We start from the raw sequence: 20158 nt of genomic DNA, 5'->3' as shown, positions 1-20158 counted from the left end.
CGTTGCCCCGGGGTCATTTCCAGGGCAGGTACCGGCTTTCTCATGCGGGAATCCTACCGGACTAACAATCATTTATTTGAGAGACACACCACTAGGACGTCGAGGGGGGAGACGTGGACGTGCGGGACATGGCCACCGAGGAATTGATGTCGCAGATCGCCATCGTCTTCCAGGATGTGTATCTCTTCGACGGGACGATCGAGGAGAACGTACTTCTCGGCCGCTCCGATGCGAGTGGCGACGATGTGCGCGCAGCAGCGACCGCTGCCCGACTGAACGAAGTCGTCGAGCGACTTCCCGAAGGGTGGGCGACGAAGGTCGGCGAGGGCGGTGCACAGTTGTCCGGTGGCGAGCGCCAGCGCGTTTCGATTGCGCGTGCTCTGCCGAAGGATGCCCCCATCGTTTTGCTGGACGAAGTGACATCCGCGCTGGACCCGGTGAATGAGGCCGCTGTCCTGGAAGGTGTCGAGCGGCTGATGACGGACAGGGCGGTGGTGATGGTCGCGCACCGGCTGCGGACCGTCCGAGACGCCGACCACATCGTCTTCCTCGACGGCGGACGAATCGAAGAGGAGGGCACCCACGACGAACTGCTTCGGCGCGAGGATCGTTACGCGAAGCTCTGGAACACTGCGCTCGCCGGACGACCACAGTGATGACGGGTCGCCCACAGCGTTCTCGTGGGCGACCCGTCCTCTACCGCTTATTGCTCGTCATCGGCGTCGGGTGTCAGAGCGACAGGATCGACGCCGCCGCAGTTCCCGGCGCGCCGTAGACCTGCGCGAGGCCGACTCGCGGGCTACCGGGAACCTGACGTTCGCCGGCGGTGCCGCGGAGCTGGTGGACGAGTTCGTGCACCTGGCGGATGCCCGACGCGCCGATGGGCTCTCCGTTGGCGATGAGACCGCCATCGGTGTTCACGGGCAGTGATCCGCCGATCTCGGTGGCGCCCTCAGCGATCAGCTTCTCCTGGTCGCCATCGGCACACAGCCCGGTCTCTGCCATGTGGATGACCTCTGCGCCGGCGTCGGTGTCCTGCAGCTGTGCGACGTCGACGTCTTCGGGGCCGATTCCCGCAGCCTCGTACGCGGCCTTCGCTGCGTACACGGTGGGGGAGACGTCCTCTTCGGTCGCGGCCCACGTCGCGTGTACCTCGTAGGCGCCGTACGTGCGGGTGCGGATCGCCGTCGACCGCAGGTATACGGGCTTGTTCGACGAGAACTTCGCCGCGAGGTCGCCACGGCACATGATGACCGCAGCGGCGCCCTCGTCGGGGGCACAGAACATCTTTGCGGTCAGGGGATAGTTCAGCATCGGCGACGAGAGGATCTCGTCGAGGCTGAACTCGGTGCGACGGAAGGCCTTCGGGTTCTTGCCGCCATTGCGGAAGTTCTTCGCGGCGACTCGGGCCAAGGTCTCGTGCGAGATGTCATGGTCGATGACGTACCGGTTGGCTTTCATACCGAAGAACTTGGTGGTGACGAACTGGCCGTTCTCGGCGTACCAGGCCGGAAGGCCCAGCATCGCGGGATCGGCGGTGAAGGCGCCGCGGGGGTGCTTGTCGGTGCCGACGGCGATACCGATGTCGTACTTGCCGGAGCGGATGCCGTCGGCGGTCTGCTCGATCGCGCTGGCCGATGTGGCGCACGCATTGAACACGTTGGTGAAGGGAATGCCGGTCAGACCCACCAGGCGGGTGACGGCGTCGGTGTTGTCCACCTCGTAGCTGCCGCCGATGCCGAACTGGATGTCTTTCCATGCCACGCCCGAGTCTTCGAGCGCGAGCTGGATCGCGTCGGCGGCCATCTCGATGGCCGACTTTGCGCCGAATCTGCCGAACGGGTGTAGGCCCACACCGATGATGGCAACGTCGTTCATAGTTCTTTGGACTCCTCGATCGGGTGTAGGTGGCTCAGATCGGCGCGAACGCCCAGGTGACGATGTCGGTTCCCTCGGCGTCGGTGTAGAAGGGCACGAAGGTGAGTTCGAGTTCCATGCCGGGCTTCAGCTTTGCCGGATCGTTCTCGGTCAGGCGGGCCTCGACGCGGACCACATCGCCCAGCTGGACGAGGCCGAAGGCGAACGGTTCGAAATTCTCGGAGGTCTCACTGCCCGCGTAGGGCTGCTTGGGGACGAACCCCTGAGTCGTCCATGCCACGAGAGTTCCGCGTCGGGGCAGGAGCTGCTCGGAGATGGCGGCCCCGCTGCAGCGGGGACACCGGGGCTGTGCCGGCCACGTGGTTGCCGAGCAGTCGTCGCAACGACTGCCGATCAGCTGCGGGTCCTCCGCCGGCCATGTGGATACGTCGGGCGCGAGCGCCTTCGTCGTCATATGTAGTCCTCCGTTGTCCGATGCCGTCGCGTCGCTTCTTGCCGCATACCGGCATGGTGTTCACGTTAGACGGAAATGCCATTCTCTACAATGAGAGTGAACTGTTCGGGTCGGTGCCTACGATCGGTACATGGCGATCCGCGCGGACGGAAAAGACTGGACCTGGGTGGTCGAGCGTGCGTGCCCCGACTGTGGATTCGATCCGGAGTCGGTGGACTACGACGAAATTCCCCACCTTGTGCGCAGGGGGGCGGGGCGATGGCCTGCGGTCCTGTCGCGCGACGATGCCGCGCAACGGCCGAACGAGACCTCGTGGTCGGCGCTCGAGTATGCAGCGCATCTGCGTGATGTGTGCGAGGTGTTCCGCGAGCGCCTCGAATCGATGCTCACCCGGGATGACCCGTCGTTCGAGGATTGGGACCAGAATGCGGCCGCCATCGACGGTACGTACGGGGATCAGGACCCTGCGACCGTCGCCCGCGAGTTGGTGGAAGGCGGCGGCAGAACGGCCGGGGCCTTCGCCGGGGTGCCGGTGGAACTGCGTTCGCGGAGCGGGCGGCGAGGCGACGGGGTGAGGTTCACCGTCGGCACCCTGGCTCTGTATTTCGCTCACGAGCATGTCCATCATCTATGGGACGTGGGGTGACGGAAAATTCCGGTAGAACCTGTTCCAATTTTGCCGGTTTGTGGCTAGTGTCACGTGCACAACCTGCAATGTGATGGAGGGCATAGCCAGATGAAGACCAAGGGTGCACTGCTGTGGGGACTCAACGAACCGTGGTCGGTCGAGGAGATCGAACTCGGTGATCCGATCGCCGGTGAAGTGCAGATCCGCATGGAAGCCGCCGGCATGTGCCACTCGGATCATCACATCGTCACCGGCGCGACCCCGATGCCGTCCTATCCGGTGATGGGTGGCCACGAAGGATCGGGCGTCATCACCAAGGTCGGCGACGGTGTCGTCGGGCTGGAAGTGGGCGACCACGTCGTCCTGTCGTTCATCCCGGCGTGTGGCCGGTGTCCGTCGTGCGCGTCGGGGCAGTCGAACCTGTGTGACCTCGGCGCGGGACTGCTCAGCGGTCAGTCGATCTCCGACGGAAGCTACCGCATCCAGGCACGCGGGGAGAACGTCATCCCGATGTGCCTGCTCGGCACCTTTTCTCCCTACATGACGGTCAATCAGACCCAGGTCGTGAAGATCGAGAAGGACATCCCGTTCGAACTCGCTGCGCTCGTCGGGTGCGGCGTTCCCACCGGCTGGGGTTCGGCGACGCATATCGCCGACGTCAAGGCGGGAGACTCGGTCGCTGTCATCGGCATCGGTGGCGTCGGTATGAGTGCACTGCAGGGCGCGGTCGCCTCCGGCGCGCGCCACGTCTTCGCGATCGACCCGGTGCCGTGGAAGCGCGAGCAGGCCTTGAAGTTCGGTGCTACCCACGCATACGCCTCGATCGAGGAAGCGATCGTGCCGATCATGGAGATCACGTGGGGACGGATGTGCCAGAAGACCATCATCACCGTCGGTGAGATGACCGGCGATCTGGTCGATCCGTCGCTCACCCTCACGGCGAAGGGCGGCAAGTGTGTCGTCACCGCGATGGGCTACATGGCCGACATGGACGTCAAGCTGAACTCGTTCCTGTTCTCGATGCTGCAGAAGGACCTCAAGGGCAACATCTTCGGCGGTTGCAACGCACGTGTCGACATCCCCAACCTGCTCGATCTGTACCGATCCGGCCAGCTCAACCTGGCCGACATGGTCACGCGGACGTACAACCTCGATCAGATCAACGACGGCTACAAGGACATGCTCGACGGCAAGAACATCCGCGGCGTCATCCGATACACCGAAGCCGACTGGTGACCAGGCGTCCGTGCGGGCGATCTCGTAGGCTGATCGGGTGTGTAGCCTCTCTCTGATCTCCGACTGGCCCGTCGATCACGCCGCCGGCGCGGTTCTCACTCGCGACGGCGGCGTTGTCGGGTCCGTGGGTGATCTCGCCGAGGTCTACCCCCTCGCGTCCGTGACCAAGCCTCTGGTCGCGTACGCGCTTCTCGTGGCCGTCGAAGAGGGCGCGGTCGAGCTCGACCAGCCTGCCGGCCCACCAGGGTCCACGGTGCGACATCTGCTCTCGCATGCGTCGGGGCTCGCGTTCGGCGACCGGACCGTCCAGGCCGAGCCGGAGCGCAAGCGCATCTACTCGAGCGCCGGATTCGAGGTCCTCGCGGATCTCGTCGAGACCGAGACCGGAATCGTTTTCGCCGACTATCTCCACCAGGCGGTGTTCGAACCGCTCGGGATGAGGGCGTCGGCGCTGTCGGGGTCGGCGGGCCACGGCGCGAATTCGTCGACGGAGGACCTGATGCGCTTTGCAGCGGAGCTGTTGAATCCTGTCCTCGTGTCGCCGCAGATCTTCGACGAGGCGACTCGGGTGCAGTTTCCGCGACTGAACGGAATCGTGCCGGGATACGGAATGTTCAAACCGAACGATTGGGGTCTCGGTTTCGAACTGCGGGGGGAGAAGAACCCGCATTGGACCGGAACAGGGAATTCCCCGCGGACTTTCGGTCATTTCGGTCAATCAGGCACGTTTCTCTGGGTAGACCCCGAAATCGACACCGCCTGCGTAATACTCACAAATCGGGCATTCGGGGAATGGGCGAAGCCATTGTGGACCGAGTTCAATGACGCCGTACTGGGGGAAATCACAAGAACCTCTGCCGTTCGCTAGCGAAACAGGCGCAACACCGGCACACTATCGGATAGCTGCATTGCATCGCCTTTGTGAAGAGGTCGTTGGGGAAGACGTCCTCGTCTGATCGGAGGTGAATGTATGCGCGCATCGAACCAGTTCGCGGATGCGACGACCGGGGTGGTCTATGTCCATTCGTCGCCGGCTGCGGTGTGTCCGCACATCGAGTGGGCGCTGGCGTCCACACTGGACAGCCGCCCCGATTTGACGTGGACGGGGCAGCCCGCCGGTGAAGGACTCCTTCGCACTTCGGTGGATTGGAACGGCCCCGTCGGAACCGCGGCGAGGTTGGTCGAAGCGCTGAGGGTATGGCCGATGCTCAGGTTCGAGGTGACCGAGAACCCGAGCGAAGGGGTCGACGGTGAGCGGTTCAGCCACGTGCCGCAGCTCGGGCTGTGGCGTGGCAATACGAGTGCGAACGGCGATGTCGTGATCGGCGAGATGCGCCTGCGGACGATACTGGCCTCCGCCGACGTCGAAGGCGAGATCCACCGCTGTCTGGGCACCGCATGGGACGACGAACTCGAGCCCTACCGGAGCGGAGACGACGGCGCGCAGGTGACCTGGCTTCGCCGCGACGTCGGTTGATCGAGCTTTGTCAGCGATGCACGTATGAAGTCGGGCCTGCCATCTACGGATGGCAGGCCCGACTTCACGCGTGGGACTAGAGCGGGATGTTCTTGTGCCGGCCGCGGCGCGACGGTACTGCCGCGAGGGCCGCCGCAAGTGTGCTGCGGGTCTTCGACGGTTCGATCATCTCGTCGACCACGCCGATGGTCATCGCCCGGCCGACTCCGCCGGCCAGCGCCTCGTGCTCGGCCGCGAGACGATCGTGCAATGCCTCGCGCTCATCGTCGGGTGCGGCGGCGAGCGCCTTCTTGTGCAGGATCCCCACCGCGGCCTTCGCGCCCATGACGGCGACCTCCGACTCAGGCCACGCGAACACGGCGGTCGCACCCAGCGCACGCGAGTTCATGGCGATGTAGGCGCCGCCGTAGATCTTGCGGGTCACGAGCGTCACGCGCGGCACCGTGGCTTCTGCGAAGGCATGAAGAAGTTTGGCTCCACGCCGCACGACCCCCTCCCACTCCTGGCTCACGCCGGGCAGATATCCGGGAACATCGACAACGACGACGAGTGGCACGCCGAATGCATTGCACATGCGTACGAACCGGGCCGACTTCTCGGCGCTCTCGGAATTGAGGCAGCCGCCGAGGCGCAGCGGGTTGTTGGCGATGACACCGATGGTTCGACCGCCGAGGCGTCCGAAGCCGGTGACGATGCTGCGTGCCCAGCCGCCCTGGAGTTCTTCGAAACTCGATTCGCCTTCGACATTGTCGAGTAGCTCGTGGACGATCGGCCGCACGTCGTATGCGCGACGCGCGGACTCGGGCATCAGCGCACGGAGGTCGGTGTCGCCGAGCTCGGCGGCAGCAACATCGAACTCGCCTTGCTCCGCGAGCATCGACACGAGGCGGCGTGCGCGATGGAGCGCATCCTCCTGGTCGTGTGCGGCAATGTGCGCGACACCGGACTTCTTGGTGTGGGTGTCCGGTCCGCCGAGCGACTCCATGTCGACCTGTTCGCCGGTGACGCTCCGCACCACGTCGGGGCCCGTGACGAACACGCGGCCTTCCGGAGCCATGATGACGATGTCGGTGAGAGCAGGCCCGTACGCGGCGCCGCCCGCGGCGAAGCCGAGGACGACGGAAATCTGGGGGATGTGTCCCGATGCGCGGACCATCGCTTCGAAGACGAGGCCGACTGCGTGGAGCGCCTCGACGCCTTCGGCGAGGCGTGCTCCGCCGGAATGGAACAGCCCGACGATGGGATGTTCGTGGTCGATCGCGGTGTCGATCGCGTGGACGATGTGCCGGCACCCCTCGACACCCATGGCACCGCCCATGACAGTCGCGTCCGAACAGTAGGCGACGGTGCGCACACCGTCGATGCGACCGATTGCGGCGAGGACGCCGGAGTTGTCGCGCGGGTGGAGCAGTTCCACCGATCCCGGATCGAACAGCTTCTCGAGGCGGGCCAGCGGATCGCGGGGGTCCACTGCGCTGTCACGCTGGGTGGCTGGATCCAGAATTGTCATCGGGTGCTCCTCGGGCGAAACGCGGTGAGTGGGTGCGGTGGAGGTTCCAGAGCGGAACCCCCACCGCCTGCGCGGCGTATGCCGGTCGGGTCAGGCCCGGCCGAACGCGATGGCGACGTTGTGCCCACCGAAACCGAACGAGTTGTTCAACGCGAAATCGATCTGTCCGTAGCGCGGTTCCCCGTGCACCACATCCAGGTCGATATCTGGATCCTGGTTCTCGAGGTTCAGCGTGGGAGGAATGACTCCGTCACGCAGTGCCAGGACCGTGAGTACTGCCTCGAGTGCACCGACAGCGCCGATCGAATGACCGAGTGCGGACTTCGGTGCGTAGATCGCGGCGTGATTTCCCACCGCTGCGCCGATGGCCTTGGCCTCGGCGATGTCTCCGATCGGGGTGGACGTCGCGTGAGCATTGACGTGCCCGATGTCGGACTTGGACAACCCGGCGGACTCGATTGCCCGGGTCATCGCACGGGCTGCGCCCGTACCTTCCGGATCGGGCGCCACGATGTGGAACCCGTCCGACGTGATGCCGGAGCCGAGGACGCGAGCGTGAATCGTCGCGCCACGTGCCTTGGCGTGCTCCTCCGACTCGAGGACCATCAGTGCGCCGGCTTCGCCGAAGACGAATCCGTCGCGGTCCTTGTCGAAGGGGCGGGAGGCGCCCTGGGGGTCGTCGTTGCGGGTGCTCAGCGCGCGCATCATCGCGAAGCTGGCGGTGGCAACCGCATCGAGTCGTCCCTCGACACCGCCGGTGACGACGATGTCTGCGTCGCCCATGGCGATCATCCGGTGGGCGTTCGCGATGGCCTCGGATCCCGACGAACACGCCGAGACGGGAGTCAGGACTCCCGCACGAGCACCGAGTTCGAGACCCACCGTGGCAGAAGGTCCGTTGGGCATGACCATCTGCACCACGAACGGCGATACCTTGCGGTATCCGCCGTCGCGTAGCTTGTCGACGGCGTCGATGAGGGCATCGCCGCCACCGAGGCCGGTGCCGATCACGACACCGAGGCGGTCCTGGTCGACCTCCGGGCTACCGGCATTCGACCACGCCGTGCGGGACAGGGTCAGCGCGAGCCGTTCGACGAAACTCATCCGCCGGATCTCGACCCGCGACAGTGACTCGTCGGGGTCGACCTTCAGCGTGCCGCCGATGCGGACGGGAAGGTCGTAGTCGTCGACGAACCCACTGAGCGTGCCGATCCCGCTCTCGCCGGCGAGGAGCCCCTTCCATGTGGCATCCACATCACCCGCGATCGACGTCGTGGTCGCGAGAGCCGTGACGACGACGTTTCGTAGTGTCCGAGGAGAAGGGGAGGTCACGGCAGTGCTCATTCGCCGTCGTTGGTGGCCTGAACGCCCTCGGCCTCGAGCTTCTGGATGTACGAGACAGCGTCACCGACGGTGCGCAGGCCGGCGAGATCCTCGTCGGGGATCTTCACGCCGTACTTGTCCTCGGTCTGAACGGCGATCTCGACCATGGAGAGCGAGTCGATGTCGAGATCGTCCACGAAGGACTTCTCGATGGTCACCTCGGAGGGCTCAATACCGGTGACCTCTTCGATGATCTCCGCGAGACCGGTGATGATTTCTTCCTGGGTGGCGGCCACTTCGTGGCTCCCTTCTTGGGTTTGTCGACCGTGTTGTCGACGGTGTCGTGTGAAACCGGTCCGTACGGATGTCCGTGCCGGTGCCCGGGATGTCCCGGAGTTCTTGAGGTGCCCGTGCTGTGCGCACGGCGCGCGCAGCAACCTAACCGAGAACCAGTGTTTCGGCCAATGTGTCGATGTCCGCAGGGGTCTTCAGCGCGGTGTTGGGGGTGCCGCGCATCTCGCGCTTGGCGATACCCACCAGTGTTCCCGCAGGCGGCAATTCCACCACGGCCGAAACCTGAGCGGACTTCAGGTACGCGGTGCACAGATCCCAGCGAACAGGTCGGGTGACCTGGGCTGCGATCCGGTCGAGTGCATCTGTTCCGGAAGTGGCGAGTGCACCGTCGAAGTTGGACAGCAGTGGACGCTTCGGATCACTAGGTGTGATCTTCGCCGCTGCGGCGGTGACGGCGTCCTGCGCGGGAGCCATGAAACGGGTGTGGAAGGCACCGGCCACAGGGAGCGACCGGACACGTGCCTTCGCGGGCGGGTTCGCTGCGAGTTCCTCGAGGGCGTCGAGGCGTCCTGCAGCGACGATCTGGCCCGCCGCGTTCATGTTGGCGGGTGTCAGGTCGAGTTCTTCGAGACGGGCGAGCACCTCGTCTTCGGCGCCGCCGAGGACGGCGGACATCCCAGTGGGTTCGAGAGCGCATGCCTTGGCCATCTCCGCGCCGCGGATCGCAGCGAGAGAAACGGCCTCGTCGGTGGTGATGACGCCTGCGGCGGCGGCGGCGGCGAGTTCACCGACCGAATGGCCGGCAGAGATCGTGTCCGCGGCGATCAGGCCACGTGCTTCGAGTGTCTCGAACGCCAGGAGCGCGGTCGCGACGACGAGCGGTTGGGTTACGGCGGTATCGGTGATCTCCTCGGCGGTAGCGGTGGTGCCGAGACGTTCGAGGTCGAGCCCCGACGCCTTCGACCAGAGCTCGATTCGATCGCGAGCACCGGCCTGCTCCAACCACGGAGCCAGCATTCCTGGTGTCTGAGACCCCTGACCGGGGGAAAGCAGCGAAATCACGATGATCAGAGAACACCCTGAAGGCACTCCTCCGAGATGTCGGTGGGAATGAAAGGTGGGAGCAGGATTTGTAGGGTTCCTACAAATTCCCACGTCGGCGTTCTCCATCGGACGCTCGCCCGTAACCGTTACGTGTCCTGTTCGCGAATTGTGAATCGAGTGACTGGTGGTGTGGGGGATCTCAGTTCGTTATGACTTTGTGCCAGACGACCCACGGTTGCTGCGATTCGGAGCACGTACGCATCACGCGGATTTGTCGGGTCCCGACCCGTTACTTCGGTGATTCGCCTCAACCTGTACCGGACGGTATTTGGATGAACAAACAGCTTTCGGGAGCAGGACTCGACAGCACCGCCACTGTCGAGGTATGCGTCCAATGTGTCGGAGAGGGCCGAACCGGCGGCGGCGAGCGGGGCCACGACGTCGTCTTCGAGCGCGGTGATCGCTCCCGGGTCGCCCAGCAGCGCACGTTCGGGTAGCAGTTCGGTCGCGTGCACTGGACGGGGTGCGCCCGGCCAGCCGACGACGGCCTCCATTCCCGCCATCGCCTCGACCGCCGACGCGTGTGCCGACGCGAGCGTCGGAGTGGTCGGGCCGATGACGACGGGATCGTTCGAGAAGCTGTACATGAGCTCGTCCCGGAATGCGACGGCGTCGGGGCTGCCGTGGAGCTCCCCGCTGACCACCATCACGAGATGTTCGCCCTGTACGACCGCCAGTGCTGCGCGACCGTGTGCGCGGGCGATCGTGTGCACTGTCGTCACTGCGGACACGCCCTCCTCGGGCGGGGGAGAGCCGATGAGCACGGTGGCCGGGGCGGTCGCATCCCAGTTGAGGGTCGCGGCACGGGACTGCATGTCGGACCCCGTGTCGCCCCGGACGACGGCGTCGACCACCAGCGCCTCGAGTCGGGTGTCCCAGGCGCCCCGCGACTCCGCAGCGCTCGCGTACACCGACGCGGCCGCGAAACCCAGTTCACGGCCGTACCGGAGGATCGCCTCGGTCAGCGCGATCAGCTGTTCCTCGTTGCGGGCCAAGGCAGGCAGCCACTGTTCGAAGAACTCCATCGCCGCGCGGACCATGTCGACGGTCTGACGGAAGGTGAGCCTGCGTGCCAGATCCTGCGGAATCGCCTGGAAGGCCTCGAGGCTGAAGGTGATGTCGCTGTCGGGATTGCGTACCCATTCGAGGAAATCGACCACCGAGGTCTGGATGATCAGCTGAACGTTCGAACGCTGCGACGCATCGAGGTCCGCGAAGAACGGCAACTGCTCCTGCATGACGTGGACGGCCTCGGTGGACATGCGCCCCGAGAACTGCTTGACGCGCCGCAACAGAGCATCGGGCAATGGTGCGTGTTCCGGGCGTTGCGGGGGTATCGGGCGTCCCGCGGGAGCACGCGGTGCGCGCATCACCCGGCGCGGTTCCGGCTCGTCGACCATGCGAAGAACCTACCCGGACGGGGCCCGGGTAGGTTCACCGATGCTCGAGATGAGCGCACACACGTGAAGGTCAGGCGACGCCCGGATCCGAGGTCGGCGCGGCAGCGGCCGTGACATCGTCGATCCGGTACTTCGCGGCCGCCTCGACCGCGCGAGCCGGGTCGATCGCACCCTCACGGCCGAGCGCTGCCAATACAGCGACGACCGTCGACTCTGCGTCGATGTTGAACACACGACGCGCTGCAGGTCGGGTATCGGAGAACCCGAACCCGTCGGCCCCGAGCACGGTGTAGTCGCCCGGCACCCACTGGCGGATCTGGTCGGGCACCGCACGCATCCAGTCGGACACTGCCACGAACGGGCCCGCCGCGTCGTTGAGCACTCGCTGCACGTACGGGACTGCGGGATCCTGGCCGGGGTTGAGCAGGGCCTGACGGTCGCACTCGACACCTTCACGGCGGAGCTCACCCCACGAGGTCACCGACCACACGTCTGCCGAGACACCCCACTCGTCGGCGAGCATCTGCTGGGCGCGCAGCGCCTCGGGCATGATCACGCCCGAGGTGAGGATCTGCGCCTTCGGGCCCGACGCTGCACCGCGCTGGTAGAGGTAGATGCCCTTGAGCAGGCCGTCGATATCGAGGTTCTCGGGCTCTGCCGGCTGTGTGTACGGCTCGTTGTAGATGGTGATGTAGTAGAAGATGTTCTCCCCGCCGAAGCCCGGCTCGAGCGTCCCGTCCGCGGCCTTCGTGCCGCCGTACATGCGACGCAGACCGTCGCGCACGATGTGGGCGATCTCGTACGAGAACGCCGGGTCGTAGGTCACGGCCGCAGGGTTGGTGGAGGCGAGAAGCAGCGAGTGTCCGTCGGCGTGCTGCAGGCCTTCACCGGTCAGGGTGGTGCGTCCGGCGGTGGCGCCGAGCACGAAACCGCGCGCCATCTGATCGGCCGCGGCCCACAGGCCGTCGCCGGTGCGCTGGAAGCCGAACATCGAGTAGAAGATGTACACCGGGATCATCGGTTCGCCGTGGGTCGCGTACGAAGTACCGACAGCGGTGAACGACGCCGTCGAACCGGCCTCGTTGATTCCCTCGTGCAGGATCTGACCGATCTCGCTCTCCTTGTAGGCGAGCATGAGTTCTGCGTCCACCGAGGTGTACAGCTGGCCGTTGCGGTTGTAGATCTTCAGCGACGGGAACCACGAGTCCATACCGAACGTGCGGGCCTCGTCCGGGATGATCGGCACGATGCGCTTGCCGATCTCCTTGTCGCGGAGCAGCTCCTTGAGCACGCGCACGACCGCCATCGTGGTGGCGACCTCCTGCTTGCCCGAGCCCTTGCGGACCGCGTCGTACGTCTTCTCCTCGGGCAGCTTCAGCGGCGCCGCCTTCGTGCGGCGCTCGGGGAGGAACCCGCCGAGATTCCGGCGACGCTCGAGCATGTACTGGATCTCGGGTGCGTCGAAGCCGGGGTGGTAGTACGGCGGCGCCTTCGGGTCCTTCTCGAGCTCCGCGTCGGAGATCGGAATGCGCTGGACGTCGCGGAAGTACTTGAGATCTTCGAGGGTGAGCTTCTTCATCTGGTGGGTCGCGTTGCGGCCCTCGAAGTGCTTACCGAGCGTGTAGCCCTTGATGGTGTGGGCGAGGATGACCGTCGGCTGGCCCTTGTGCTCCATCGCGGCCTTGTACGCGGCGTGGATCTTGCGGTAATCGTGCCCACCGCGCTTGAGATTCCAGATCTGCTGGTCACTGAGGTGCTTGACCAGTTCCTTGGTGCGCGGGTCGCGCCCGAAGAAGTGCTCGCGGACGAATGCGCCGTCGTTGGCCTTGTAGGTCTGGTAGTCGCCGTCCGGGGTGACGTTCATCAGGTTGACGAGCGCGCCGTCCTTGTCGGCGTGCAGCAGCGAATCCCACTCGCGTCCCCACACGACCTTGATGACGTTCCAGCCGGCGCCGCGGAAGAACGACTCCAGTTCCTGGATGATCTTGCCGTTACCGCGAACCGGGCCGTCGAGACGCTGCAGGTTGCAGTTGACGACGAACGTGAGGTTGTCGAGGCCCTCGGTCGCGGCGACATGTGCGAGGCCGCGCGATTCGGGTTCGTCCATCTCGCCGTCGCCGAGGAAGGCCCACACATGTTGCTGCGAGGTGTCCTTGATGCCGCGATCTTCCAGATAATGGTTGAAACGTGCCTGGTAGATGGCGTTCATCGGGCCGAGGCCCATCGACACCGTCGGAAACTCCCAGAAGTCGGGGAGTAGTCGGGGGTGGGGGTACGAAGGCAGGGCTCCGCCCTTGGCCAGGTGGCTGTGCTCCTGACGGAAACCGTCGAGCTGCTCGGCGGGGATTCGGCCTTCGAGGAAGGCGCGCGCGTAGATACCGGGCGAGGCGTGTCCCTGGATGAAGACCTGGTCGCCACCACCGGGGTGGTCCTTGCCGCGGAAGAAGTGGTTGAAACCGACTTCGTACAGGGCGGCGGACGAGGCGTAGGTGGAGATGTGGCCACCGACGCCGATGCCGGGGCGCTGTGCGCGGGTCACCATGATCGCGGCGTTCCAGCGGATATAGGCGCGGAAGCGGCGCTCGACCTCTTCGTCACCGGGGAACCATGGTTCGCTCTCGGTGGGAATGGTGTTGACGTAGTCGGTCGAGGTCAATGCCGGAATCGACACGTGGCGCTCGCCGGCGCGCTCGAGCATGCGCAACATCAGGTAGCGGGCTCGGGAAGGTCCGGCAGCTTCGAGCATTCCGTCGAAGGACTCGAGCCATTCGGAGGTTTCCGCCGGATCGATGTCCGGCAGGTATGAAGCCACGCCCTCGCGGATGACCCGAACCCGGTTGCCCGTCGCGGGGGCTGGGGTGTCGGTCGAGGGGCCCGTACCCGAAACGCCGGGTGTGGCGGCGTTCGCTCGGGAGTCGGGTCCGTGGATCAGGTCTGTCAACGTCAGCTCCTCATCGTGGTGGGGCGCGCAGGTGTAGCGCCCACTCCGTAGGCCGGCCCTTGTGGGGGCCAACTCATCGACATCTGAACATGATGCACCCCTCATCTTCCCCCATCGGGCAGGATCGAGCACGACGCGGTCCGGCAGTTCGGGCCCGGACCGCGGCCGAGTGGACCCCCTTCGGGGGGTGCGCGTAGCGTCGATCACGAGGATTCTCTGGGAAATCCGGAAGATTCTCCTGGGAATCCCAGCGTTTCGGGTTGCGCTCAGGCGCCCGACCATGTTCGCTTTGATCAATCGCACGTCACACCGGTGCGCGGAACCCTCCGCGGCCACAAACTTGAGGAGGAACCACCGTGGTCGCCGCGGCGGATGCCAAGAACTACGTTTCGAAGCTCGGTATCAAGCACGACCACGTGGTGCAAGAACTCGGCTGGGACGAGGACACCGACGACGAGTTGCGTGCTGCGATCGAGGAGGTCACCGGCACAGAGTTGCTCGACGAGGACTCCGACGAGGTCGTCGACACCGTGCTGTTGTGGTGGCGGGAGAGCGACGGTGATCTCGTGGACACCTTGATGGATGTCGTGAGCCCCCTCGCCGAGGACGGTGTCGTGTGGGTGCTGACCCCCAAGACCGGTCGCCCCGACCACGTCGAGCCCAGTGAGATCGCCGAATCGGCGACCACCGCAGGCCTGACCCAGACGTCGGCGACCAACCTCGGCGACTGGATCGGCAGCCGACTGGTGCAGCCGAAGGCCGGCCGTCCCCGACGCTGAGCCGCCACTTCCTCCGAATGAAGGACACCATTACCGATGGCGATCGACGTGGGCGCCGAAGCGCCTGATTTCACCCTGAAGGACCAGAACAACCAGGAAGTCACACTGTCGAGCTTCCGCGGCGCCAAGAACGTCCTGCTGGTGTTCTACCCGCTCGCGTTCACGGGCGTGTGCCAGGGCGAGTTGTGTGCCGTGCGCGACGACCTGCCGACCTTCGAGAACGACGACACCGCGATCCTCGCCGTCTCGGTGGGCGCGTCCCCGACCCACAAGATCTGGTCTGCAGAGCAGGGTTACACCTTCCCGCTGTTGTCGGATTTCTGGCCGCACGGTGAGGTGGCTCAGGCCTACGGCGTGTTCAACGACAAGCTCGGCTTCGCGAACCGCGGAACGTTTGTGATCGACAAGGCCGGCGTCGTGCAGTTCGCGGAGGAGAACGGGCCCGGAGAGCCCCGTGACCAGCAGGCTTGGGTCCGGGCGCTCGCCGCGCTAAAGTCCTGAGGTGAAATCGGCAGCCTCCGGTTGCCGATTTTTCGGGCGTGTAGCTCAGTGGTAGAGCTCTGGTTTTACACACCAGCGGTCGGGGGTTCGAAACCCTCCGCGCCCACCGAGGCCCCTTTCCTGCCAGTGCAGGTGAGGGGCCATTTTCATACCTAGCAGCCGACACCGAAAAACTGGGTCGGACAGTTTTCAGACAGTCACGCCGACAACGCACTCCTGCGCGCGCGGTCCAAAGCATCCGCCACGAGGTCGAGATCGCCATCGAAAAGATCGGCGTAGACATCGAGAGTCATCGCGGCCGAGGCGTGCCCCAGCATCCTCTGGACCGCCTTCACGTGCGCCCCCGACGACACCGCCAACGACGCCGCCGTGTGGCGCAGATCATGCGGGGTCAGTTCGGGTATCCCCGTGGCCTTGGCGGCGGTGCGGAACCACGAGCGTTGCCGGGGCCGGCGCATGAACTCGCCGTCCGTGCCGGGGAACACCAGATCGTGCCGGTCCTTGCCCTCGCAGAGTTGCGCGAGGTCTTCGACGAGGAACCGGGGGATGGGGATGGATCGGCCCTTGGATGACTTCGTGGTACCTACCAGCACTTGGGCGCCGACCTCCACAGCATTGCGGGAGACGGTGATGCGGCGGCGGAGCAGCTCGAGGTCGGCTACGCGCAGTCCGATCGCTTCACCCCAGCGCAGTCCGCAGTATGCGAGCGTGAGCACGAGTGTGGACTTGTCACCCGCGGCGTCGGCCATCGCGGCGACCTGCTCGTGGGTGAGGTAGATCTTCCGCTTCGGTCGTTTGCGTGGCAGGTTCTCCACCTTCCGGGCCTTGTTCACCACGAGTTTGCGGTCACGGACAGCGCGGTCGAGGATGCCGGCGATGACCGAGTGGGCTCGGATCACGGTGGTGGCCGAGGAGGGCTTCTTGACGATCACCTCGGGGTCGTCGGTGTCGCGGACCTCGGTGAGCATGTCGGCGATCCACTCTTCGATGTCGCTGATCTCGATGGTGGCGATCGGCATGTCTCCCCATCGCGGTTCGACGTGGGTGCGCCATGCGGAGTCCAGGCCGACGTAGGCGGATGGTTTGAGTCGGGACTTCTTGGCGGCGAGCCATGCGGGTGCGAGTTCGGAGACGAGGGTGCGTCCGTCGCGGGGGTCGACGTATTCGCCGTCGGCTTTGCGGACTTCGATTCGGGAGGCCCAGTCGCGGGCGGCTTCGGAGGTGGTGAACCCGGATTTCGCGCCTTGGCTGCCGTCCGGCTTCATGTACCGGACCTTGTAGCGGATGCCTTTTTTCGTGGAGTACGACTTGACGGTGGCCATCAGGCCGCCAGGGGTGGGTGTCGGTACGCATAGTCGCGCATAGTTTTTGCGTGTTCCTTCCAGGTGGTGTGTTCAGTTGCAGCGGCGTGCGATCTGTCGTTCCACCCACTTGCGTTCGCCGGGGGTGAGGGTCGCGATGCGGGTCAGCAGGACATCGTGGTCGACCCAGAGTTCTTCGGCGGCTTCGTCGTCGGTGCGGCCCTGGCACCAGAGGACCGCGTCGACGAGCTCGGGTAGCCGGATCATGCGGCGGGCGGTGAGTTCTTCGACGACCTGCTCCTCGCGTTGGGCGTAGAAGGGGTGGTCGGGGACGGGGCCGCGTTCGAGGTGGCTGACTTCGTGGGTGAGGGTGGAGCGTCGGTCTCGTTGGTGGGATTTGTGGTGGAGTTCGATTCCTCGGTGGGTGGTGCGGCCTTTGATGCCGAGTGGTTTGAGGTTGACGTAGTGGACATCGATGTGCGGGAAGTGTTCGCGCAGATGCCTCCAGGGGTGCCATTTCCGGTTCGGGGTCATGGCGAGAATTAGAACACTAGTTCGACCCGCCTGCACCCGAAATGACCCGATGTAGCAGTTTGCTACACACCCTCGTCCGGCCCCGGCGGATCGACATCGTCGTCGTCCCATGCGGGTGTGTCGATTCCGTCCCAGCGGTCGAGCTCTTCGTCTTCGATGTCCGCCTGTGTCCGGCCTTTGCGTGCAGCAAGGGTGTCGGCAGGGTCGGGGACAAGGCTCAGGCCTGGTTTCTCATCCGTCGAGTCTGGGGCCTTGCCGATCCCGTCCAGCTCATGCCGTTGAGAGACGAGCAGTCGGAGCATCTCGACAGCCACCCTGCGCTCTTTGGGGGAGAGATCGTCCACCCCGGGCGGAAGGTCGTTGACGAAAGGTCGGTCCAGTGGCTTCCTGCCAGCCGCTTCGAATGCGACTTGGTTCTTCACATCCGCCAGATACGCGATCGCTTTGAGGGTGCGCTCGGACGGGGTGGACTTGTAGGTGCCGGCCCGGATCGCGTTGATCGTGGTGTGCACGATCTTGTGTCCACCAGCCTGGGCTATGCGCTCGAGTTCTCGGCCGCTGTCTGTGCCGTGTCGCTCGACTGCGAGGTCGAGCAGCTCAGCTATCGATCTTGTTTCATTCACGGCCGCAACGATCCCCTTCGGTCATCTACTGGTACCAGCGTTGCGCGAAACATTCGCGACAAGTGCAAAACACATCATTGCAGGCACCGAGGACAGATCCCGCTTTTCAGCTTGACAACTAGACGCTGTGTGGCGTTAACTGCAGTTGTCAAAGCGAAAAGTGGAGGGCACAATGGGACGCGTACGACCGCCGAAGATCCGAAGGGAAGTCTGGATGAAGGTCAAAGACCCGGCCCAGATGCGACGTCTGCGCAAGCAGAATCACTACACACAACGAGAGCTCGCAATCCTGGTGCGCCGTTCGCAGGCGACCATCTGGCAGATCGAGAACGCCAAGCTGATCAACATCACCGAAGACCTGGCCGTTGCGCTTGCGGGCCGACTGGGTCGCGACTGGGAGGAGCTCTTCACCGCCCATGAGGCTGTTGTCATGCCTTCAGTGACAAATACAGTTAACGCCACACCGCAGCTGGTCTCTGCGTGATCCACCGAGAACCTGGAAGGAGCTGGACGTGACCTCGACTCTCACCCGTGAGATCCCGCAGTCCGTCGACGAGATCGCCCGGATGCTCGGCTGGCAAGGCCCCGGCACCCACACATCCCCGTCGTACAACACCGTCCTCAAGGCATGCCAGCGCGGCGATCTGCCCGCGTACCAGGCGGACGGACCGAACGGGAAACGCAAGTGCCGCTGGATGATCCTGCCCTCCGACGCCATCGCGTGGCGCAGCGGCAAGCGACCTGCCCGGAAGTCGTCGCGGTGACGGGCGTGGGGATGCAGGCAAAGAAAATGGCCGCCCCGTGTGTGGCGGGACGGCCGGACATCAACAACCTGGAAGGAACGAAGATGCGTCAACAGCTTAACAGCGACGAGCTCCTCGTCGCACTCGAGGGACTCTGCGAGTTCTACACCTGCCCGGAAACCACCCCATCGCTCACGCCGTCGCACGAGTTCGGCGGCTGGCTGGCACACCTCGCCGTGACCGTGGAGTTCTGCGGCCCGCACGTCTTCCACAGCCCGTCGAGCCACCTGATGTACGCCCGTGGCGCGACGTTGCGTGAGTGCCTCGAGCGCCTGCATGACGCATTCGTCGCCGCAGCCCCGTCGTTCGAGACCACAGCGAAGGCGGTCTGACATGTCGATCCTCACCCGCCCCCTGACCGAGCACGAGCTCGAAGCCGCCGGCATCGAACCTGCGCCGGTCGTGCACGAGACGTTCACGCAGATGTTCACGGTGGACCGCGGAGAGCTGGAGATCGTCGACGACACCGAGGAAGACGACATCCCGCCGAAGCCGATGCGTATCGGACTCGCAGTGTGGGTGTGGGGGCTCACGATGGGCGCCGCGTTCGGGACCGTCGGATATCTCGCGGTGGTGACGTCGTGACCATCTCCATCGACATCCTCACCCCGCCGAAGAACCACGAGGGCCAGCCGTGCACCTGCAGCGGTTCCGTCTCGCCGTGGCCTCAGCACGAGTCGTTCTGCGGCGCACGCGAGGTCGAGGAGCGCGGTGTCTTCTGCTGCGGCTGGGCCGACGGCGTCTGCACCGGCTGCCCCAACCGAGCCAAGGCCGCATGACCCCCACCCGACTTTCCATCGCTCGTTACTACGCAAAGGACTACCTCCTCATGGCTATCTCCAAGAAGCGTTTCCTGGCCCTCGCACTGCCTGTGATCGTCGGCGGTTCGGTCGTCGCGGCCTGCAACACCGACACCGAGGTGGAGGGACGCGCTATCCCCGCGGCCAACACCACCACCGTTCCGGCCGTCGCCGCGGACTACCGCACCCCGACCTACACGCCGCCGACCGCGACCGCAGCCGACGAGGATCGGTTCATCACCCTCCTCGACATGCAGGACTTCAACTACGGCGGCGACGAGGAGCTGGTGATCGACACCGGTCACGCGACGTGCGACGCGTTGGACCGTGGTGCGGGTGTCGGGCAGGTGATCTCGGTGATCACCGGTGAGGGCTACTCGGGGTATGACGCGGGCACGTTCCTCGGTGCGACGGTGTACGCACTGTGCTCCGAGCATGTGAGCACGGTCGAGGACTTCCTCGACGAGTTCGGCGGCTCGAAGTGAGTGCCCCCGGTAGTGCGGTCCGTGGTTTGGTGTTCGGCCTGCCGATCTCGCTCCTGCTGTGGGCCGCGTTGGTCGGGGCGGTCGCGC

The 20158-nt window shown here is 65.1% G+C and carries 23 protein-coding genes, 1 tRNA gene and 1 pseudogene; 14 read left to right on the top strand and 11 right to left on the bottom strand.

The window, feature by feature from the left end:
- Positions 1-107: 107 nt before the first annotated feature.
- Positions 108-656, top strand: a pseudogene (locus tag EV641_RS16620) (ATP-binding cassette domain-containing protein); the annotation flags it as partial.
- A 73-nt stretch (positions 657-729) separates the two neighbouring features.
- Here the strand turns inward: EV641_RS16620 and EV641_RS16615 are convergent.
- Together EV641_RS16615 and EV641_RS16610 are read right to left on the bottom strand one after the other, a co-directional pair.
- On the bottom strand, positions 730-1878 hold the full coding sequence (locus tag EV641_RS16615; protein WP_054717755.1) for a thiolase family protein: 1149 nt from the start codon (positions 1876-1878) through the stop codon (positions 730-732).
- Between the two features lie 34 nt (positions 1879-1912).
- Positions 1913-2332, bottom strand: a complete 420-nt coding sequence (locus EV641_RS16610; RefSeq protein WP_054717758.1) for an OB-fold domain-containing protein — start codon at positions 2330-2332, stop codon at positions 1913-1915.
- Between the two features lie 130 nt (positions 2333-2462).
- Between EV641_RS16610 and EV641_RS16605 the strand changes: the two genes are divergently transcribed.
- The 4 genes from EV641_RS16605 to EV641_RS16590 all read left to right on the top strand — a co-directional run bounded on the left by EV641_RS16605 (position 2463) and on the right by EV641_RS16590 (position 5673).
- The gene (locus EV641_RS16605) at positions 2463-2978 is read left to right on the top strand and encodes a DinB family protein (protein WP_132473146.1); all 516 of its coding nucleotides are present in this window, start codon (positions 2463-2465) and stop codon (positions 2976-2978) included.
- Between the two features lie 90 nt (positions 2979-3068).
- Complete coding sequence (locus tag EV641_RS16600; RefSeq protein ID WP_054717761.1) at positions 3069-4196, top strand: NDMA-dependent alcohol dehydrogenase; 1128 nt, start codon at positions 3069-3071, stop codon at positions 4194-4196.
- A 37-nt stretch (positions 4197-4233) separates the two neighbouring features.
- Entirely contained in the window at positions 4234-5064 is an 831-nt protein-coding gene (locus EV641_RS16595) for a serine hydrolase domain-containing protein (protein WP_132473144.1), read from the top strand.
- A gap of 102 nt (positions 5065-5166) precedes the next feature.
- Complete coding sequence (locus EV641_RS16590; RefSeq protein ID WP_054717764.1) at positions 5167-5673, top strand: DUF3145 domain-containing protein; 507 nt, start codon at positions 5167-5169, stop codon at positions 5671-5673.
- 76 nt (positions 5674-5749) lie between these two features.
- On the opposite strand, the gene EV641_RS16585 is transcribed toward EV641_RS16590, so the two are convergent.
- The 6 genes from EV641_RS16585 to aceE form a co-directional block, all read right to left on the bottom strand.
- Positions 5750-7183, bottom strand: a complete 1434-nt coding sequence (locus tag EV641_RS16585) for a carboxyl transferase domain-containing protein (protein WP_132473142.1) — start codon at positions 7181-7183, stop codon at positions 5750-5752.
- 90 nt (positions 7184-7273) lie between these two features.
- Entirely contained in the window at positions 7274-8527 is a 1254-nt protein-coding gene (locus EV641_RS16580) for a KasA/KasB family beta-ketoacyl-ACP synthase (protein WP_199233279.1), read from the bottom strand.
- Entirely contained in the window at positions 8524-8802 is a 279-nt protein-coding gene (gene acpM / locus EV641_RS16575) for a meromycolate extension acyl carrier protein AcpM (RefSeq protein ID WP_054718931.1), read from the bottom strand. The genes EV641_RS16580 and acpM overlap by 4 nt, the downstream gene beginning before the upstream one ends.
- Positions 8803-8944: 142 nt before the next feature.
- A complete protein-coding gene (locus EV641_RS16570; RefSeq protein WP_132473138.1) occupies positions 8945-9862 on the bottom strand; it encodes an ACP S-malonyltransferase in 918 nt (305 codons plus the stop codon).
- Positions 9863-9990: 128 nt separating this feature from the next.
- Positions 9991-11274: a helix-turn-helix domain-containing protein gene (locus EV641_RS16565; RefSeq protein WP_132473171.1), complete on the bottom strand. Its 1284-nt coding sequence runs from the start codon at positions 11272-11274 to the stop codon at positions 9991-9993.
- A gap of 100 nt (positions 11275-11374) precedes the next feature.
- Positions 11375-14245, bottom strand: coding sequence for a pyruvate dehydrogenase (acetyl-transferring), homodimeric type (aceE, locus tag EV641_RS16560; RefSeq protein ID WP_132473136.1), 2871 nt, complete (start codon positions 14243-14245; stop codon positions 11375-11377).
- 356 nt (positions 14246-14601) lie between these two features.
- Between aceE and EV641_RS16555 the strand changes: the two genes are divergently transcribed.
- The 3 genes from EV641_RS16555 (at position 14602) to EV641_RS16545 (ending at position 15631) form a co-directional block, all read left to right on the top strand.
- Positions 14602-15024, top strand: a complete 423-nt coding sequence (locus tag EV641_RS16555; protein ID WP_054715169.1) for a DUF3052 domain-containing protein — start codon at positions 14602-14604, stop codon at positions 15022-15024.
- A gap of 36 nt (positions 15025-15060) precedes the next feature.
- Positions 15061-15525: a peroxiredoxin gene (locus EV641_RS16550; protein ID WP_054715167.1), complete on the top strand. Its 465-nt coding sequence runs from the start codon at positions 15061-15063 to the stop codon at positions 15523-15525.
- Positions 15526-15559: 34 nt separating this feature from the next.
- Positions 15560-15631 (top strand) — tRNA-Val (locus EV641_RS16545).
- A 91-nt stretch (positions 15632-15722) separates the two neighbouring features.
- Here EV641_RS16545 and EV641_RS16540 read toward each other — a convergent pair.
- From EV641_RS16540 to EV641_RS16530, 3 genes are all read right to left on the bottom strand, one after another.
- Positions 15723-16847: a site-specific integrase gene (locus EV641_RS16540; RefSeq protein ID WP_132473134.1), complete on the bottom strand. Its 1125-nt coding sequence runs from the start codon at positions 16845-16847 to the stop codon at positions 15723-15725.
- A gap of 72 nt (positions 16848-16919) precedes the next feature.
- Complete coding sequence (locus EV641_RS16535; protein WP_132473132.1) at positions 16920-17360, bottom strand: hypothetical protein; 441 nt, start codon at positions 17358-17360, stop codon at positions 16920-16922.
- Positions 17361-17422: 62 nt separating this feature from the next.
- Positions 17423-17983 (bottom strand): hypothetical protein, encoded by a 561-nt coding sequence (locus EV641_RS16530; protein ID WP_132473130.1) that lies wholly within the window; start codon positions 17981-17983, stop codon positions 17423-17425.
- A 172-nt stretch (positions 17984-18155) separates the two neighbouring features.
- On the opposite strand from EV641_RS16530, the gene EV641_RS16525 reads away from it, so the two are divergent.
- The 6 genes from EV641_RS16525 (at position 18156) to EV641_RS16500 (ending at position 20071) form a co-directional block, all read left to right on the top strand.
- Complete coding sequence (locus EV641_RS16525; RefSeq protein WP_241997283.1) at positions 18156-18467, top strand: helix-turn-helix transcriptional regulator; 312 nt, start codon at positions 18156-18158, stop codon at positions 18465-18467.
- 28 nt (positions 18468-18495) lie between these two features.
- The gene (locus EV641_RS16520; RefSeq protein ID WP_132473128.1) at positions 18496-18747 is read left to right on the top strand and encodes a hypothetical protein; all 252 of its coding nucleotides are present in this window, start codon (positions 18496-18498) and stop codon (positions 18745-18747) included.
- An 83-nt stretch (positions 18748-18830) separates the two neighbouring features.
- Positions 18831-19118: a hypothetical protein gene (locus EV641_RS16515; RefSeq protein WP_132473126.1), complete on the top strand. Its 288-nt coding sequence runs from the start codon at positions 18831-18833 to the stop codon at positions 19116-19118.
- A gap of 1 nt (position 19119) precedes the next feature.
- Positions 19120-19371: a hypothetical protein gene (locus tag EV641_RS16510; protein WP_132473124.1), complete on the top strand. Its 252-nt coding sequence runs from the start codon at positions 19120-19122 to the stop codon at positions 19369-19371.
- The gene (locus tag EV641_RS16505; RefSeq protein WP_132473122.1) at positions 19368-19565 is read left to right on the top strand and encodes a hypothetical protein; all 198 of its coding nucleotides are present in this window, start codon (positions 19368-19370) and stop codon (positions 19563-19565) included. Before EV641_RS16510 ends, EV641_RS16505 begins: the two co-directional genes overlap by 4 nt.
- Positions 19562-20071, top strand: a complete 510-nt coding sequence (locus tag EV641_RS16500) for a DUF732 domain-containing protein (protein WP_132473120.1) — start codon at positions 19562-19564, stop codon at positions 20069-20071. Before EV641_RS16505 ends, EV641_RS16500 begins: the two co-directional genes overlap by 4 nt.
- Positions 20072-20158 lie beyond the last annotated feature (87 nt).

The sequence above is a fragment of the Rhodococcus sp. SMB37 genome, assembly GCF_004345605.1.
Taxonomy (GTDB): Bacteria; Actinomycetota; Actinomycetes; order Mycobacteriales; family Mycobacteriaceae; genus Rhodococcus.
The sequence above is the reverse complement of the archived record's forward strand: the minus strand, read 5'-3'. Positions and strand labels throughout refer to the sequence as shown.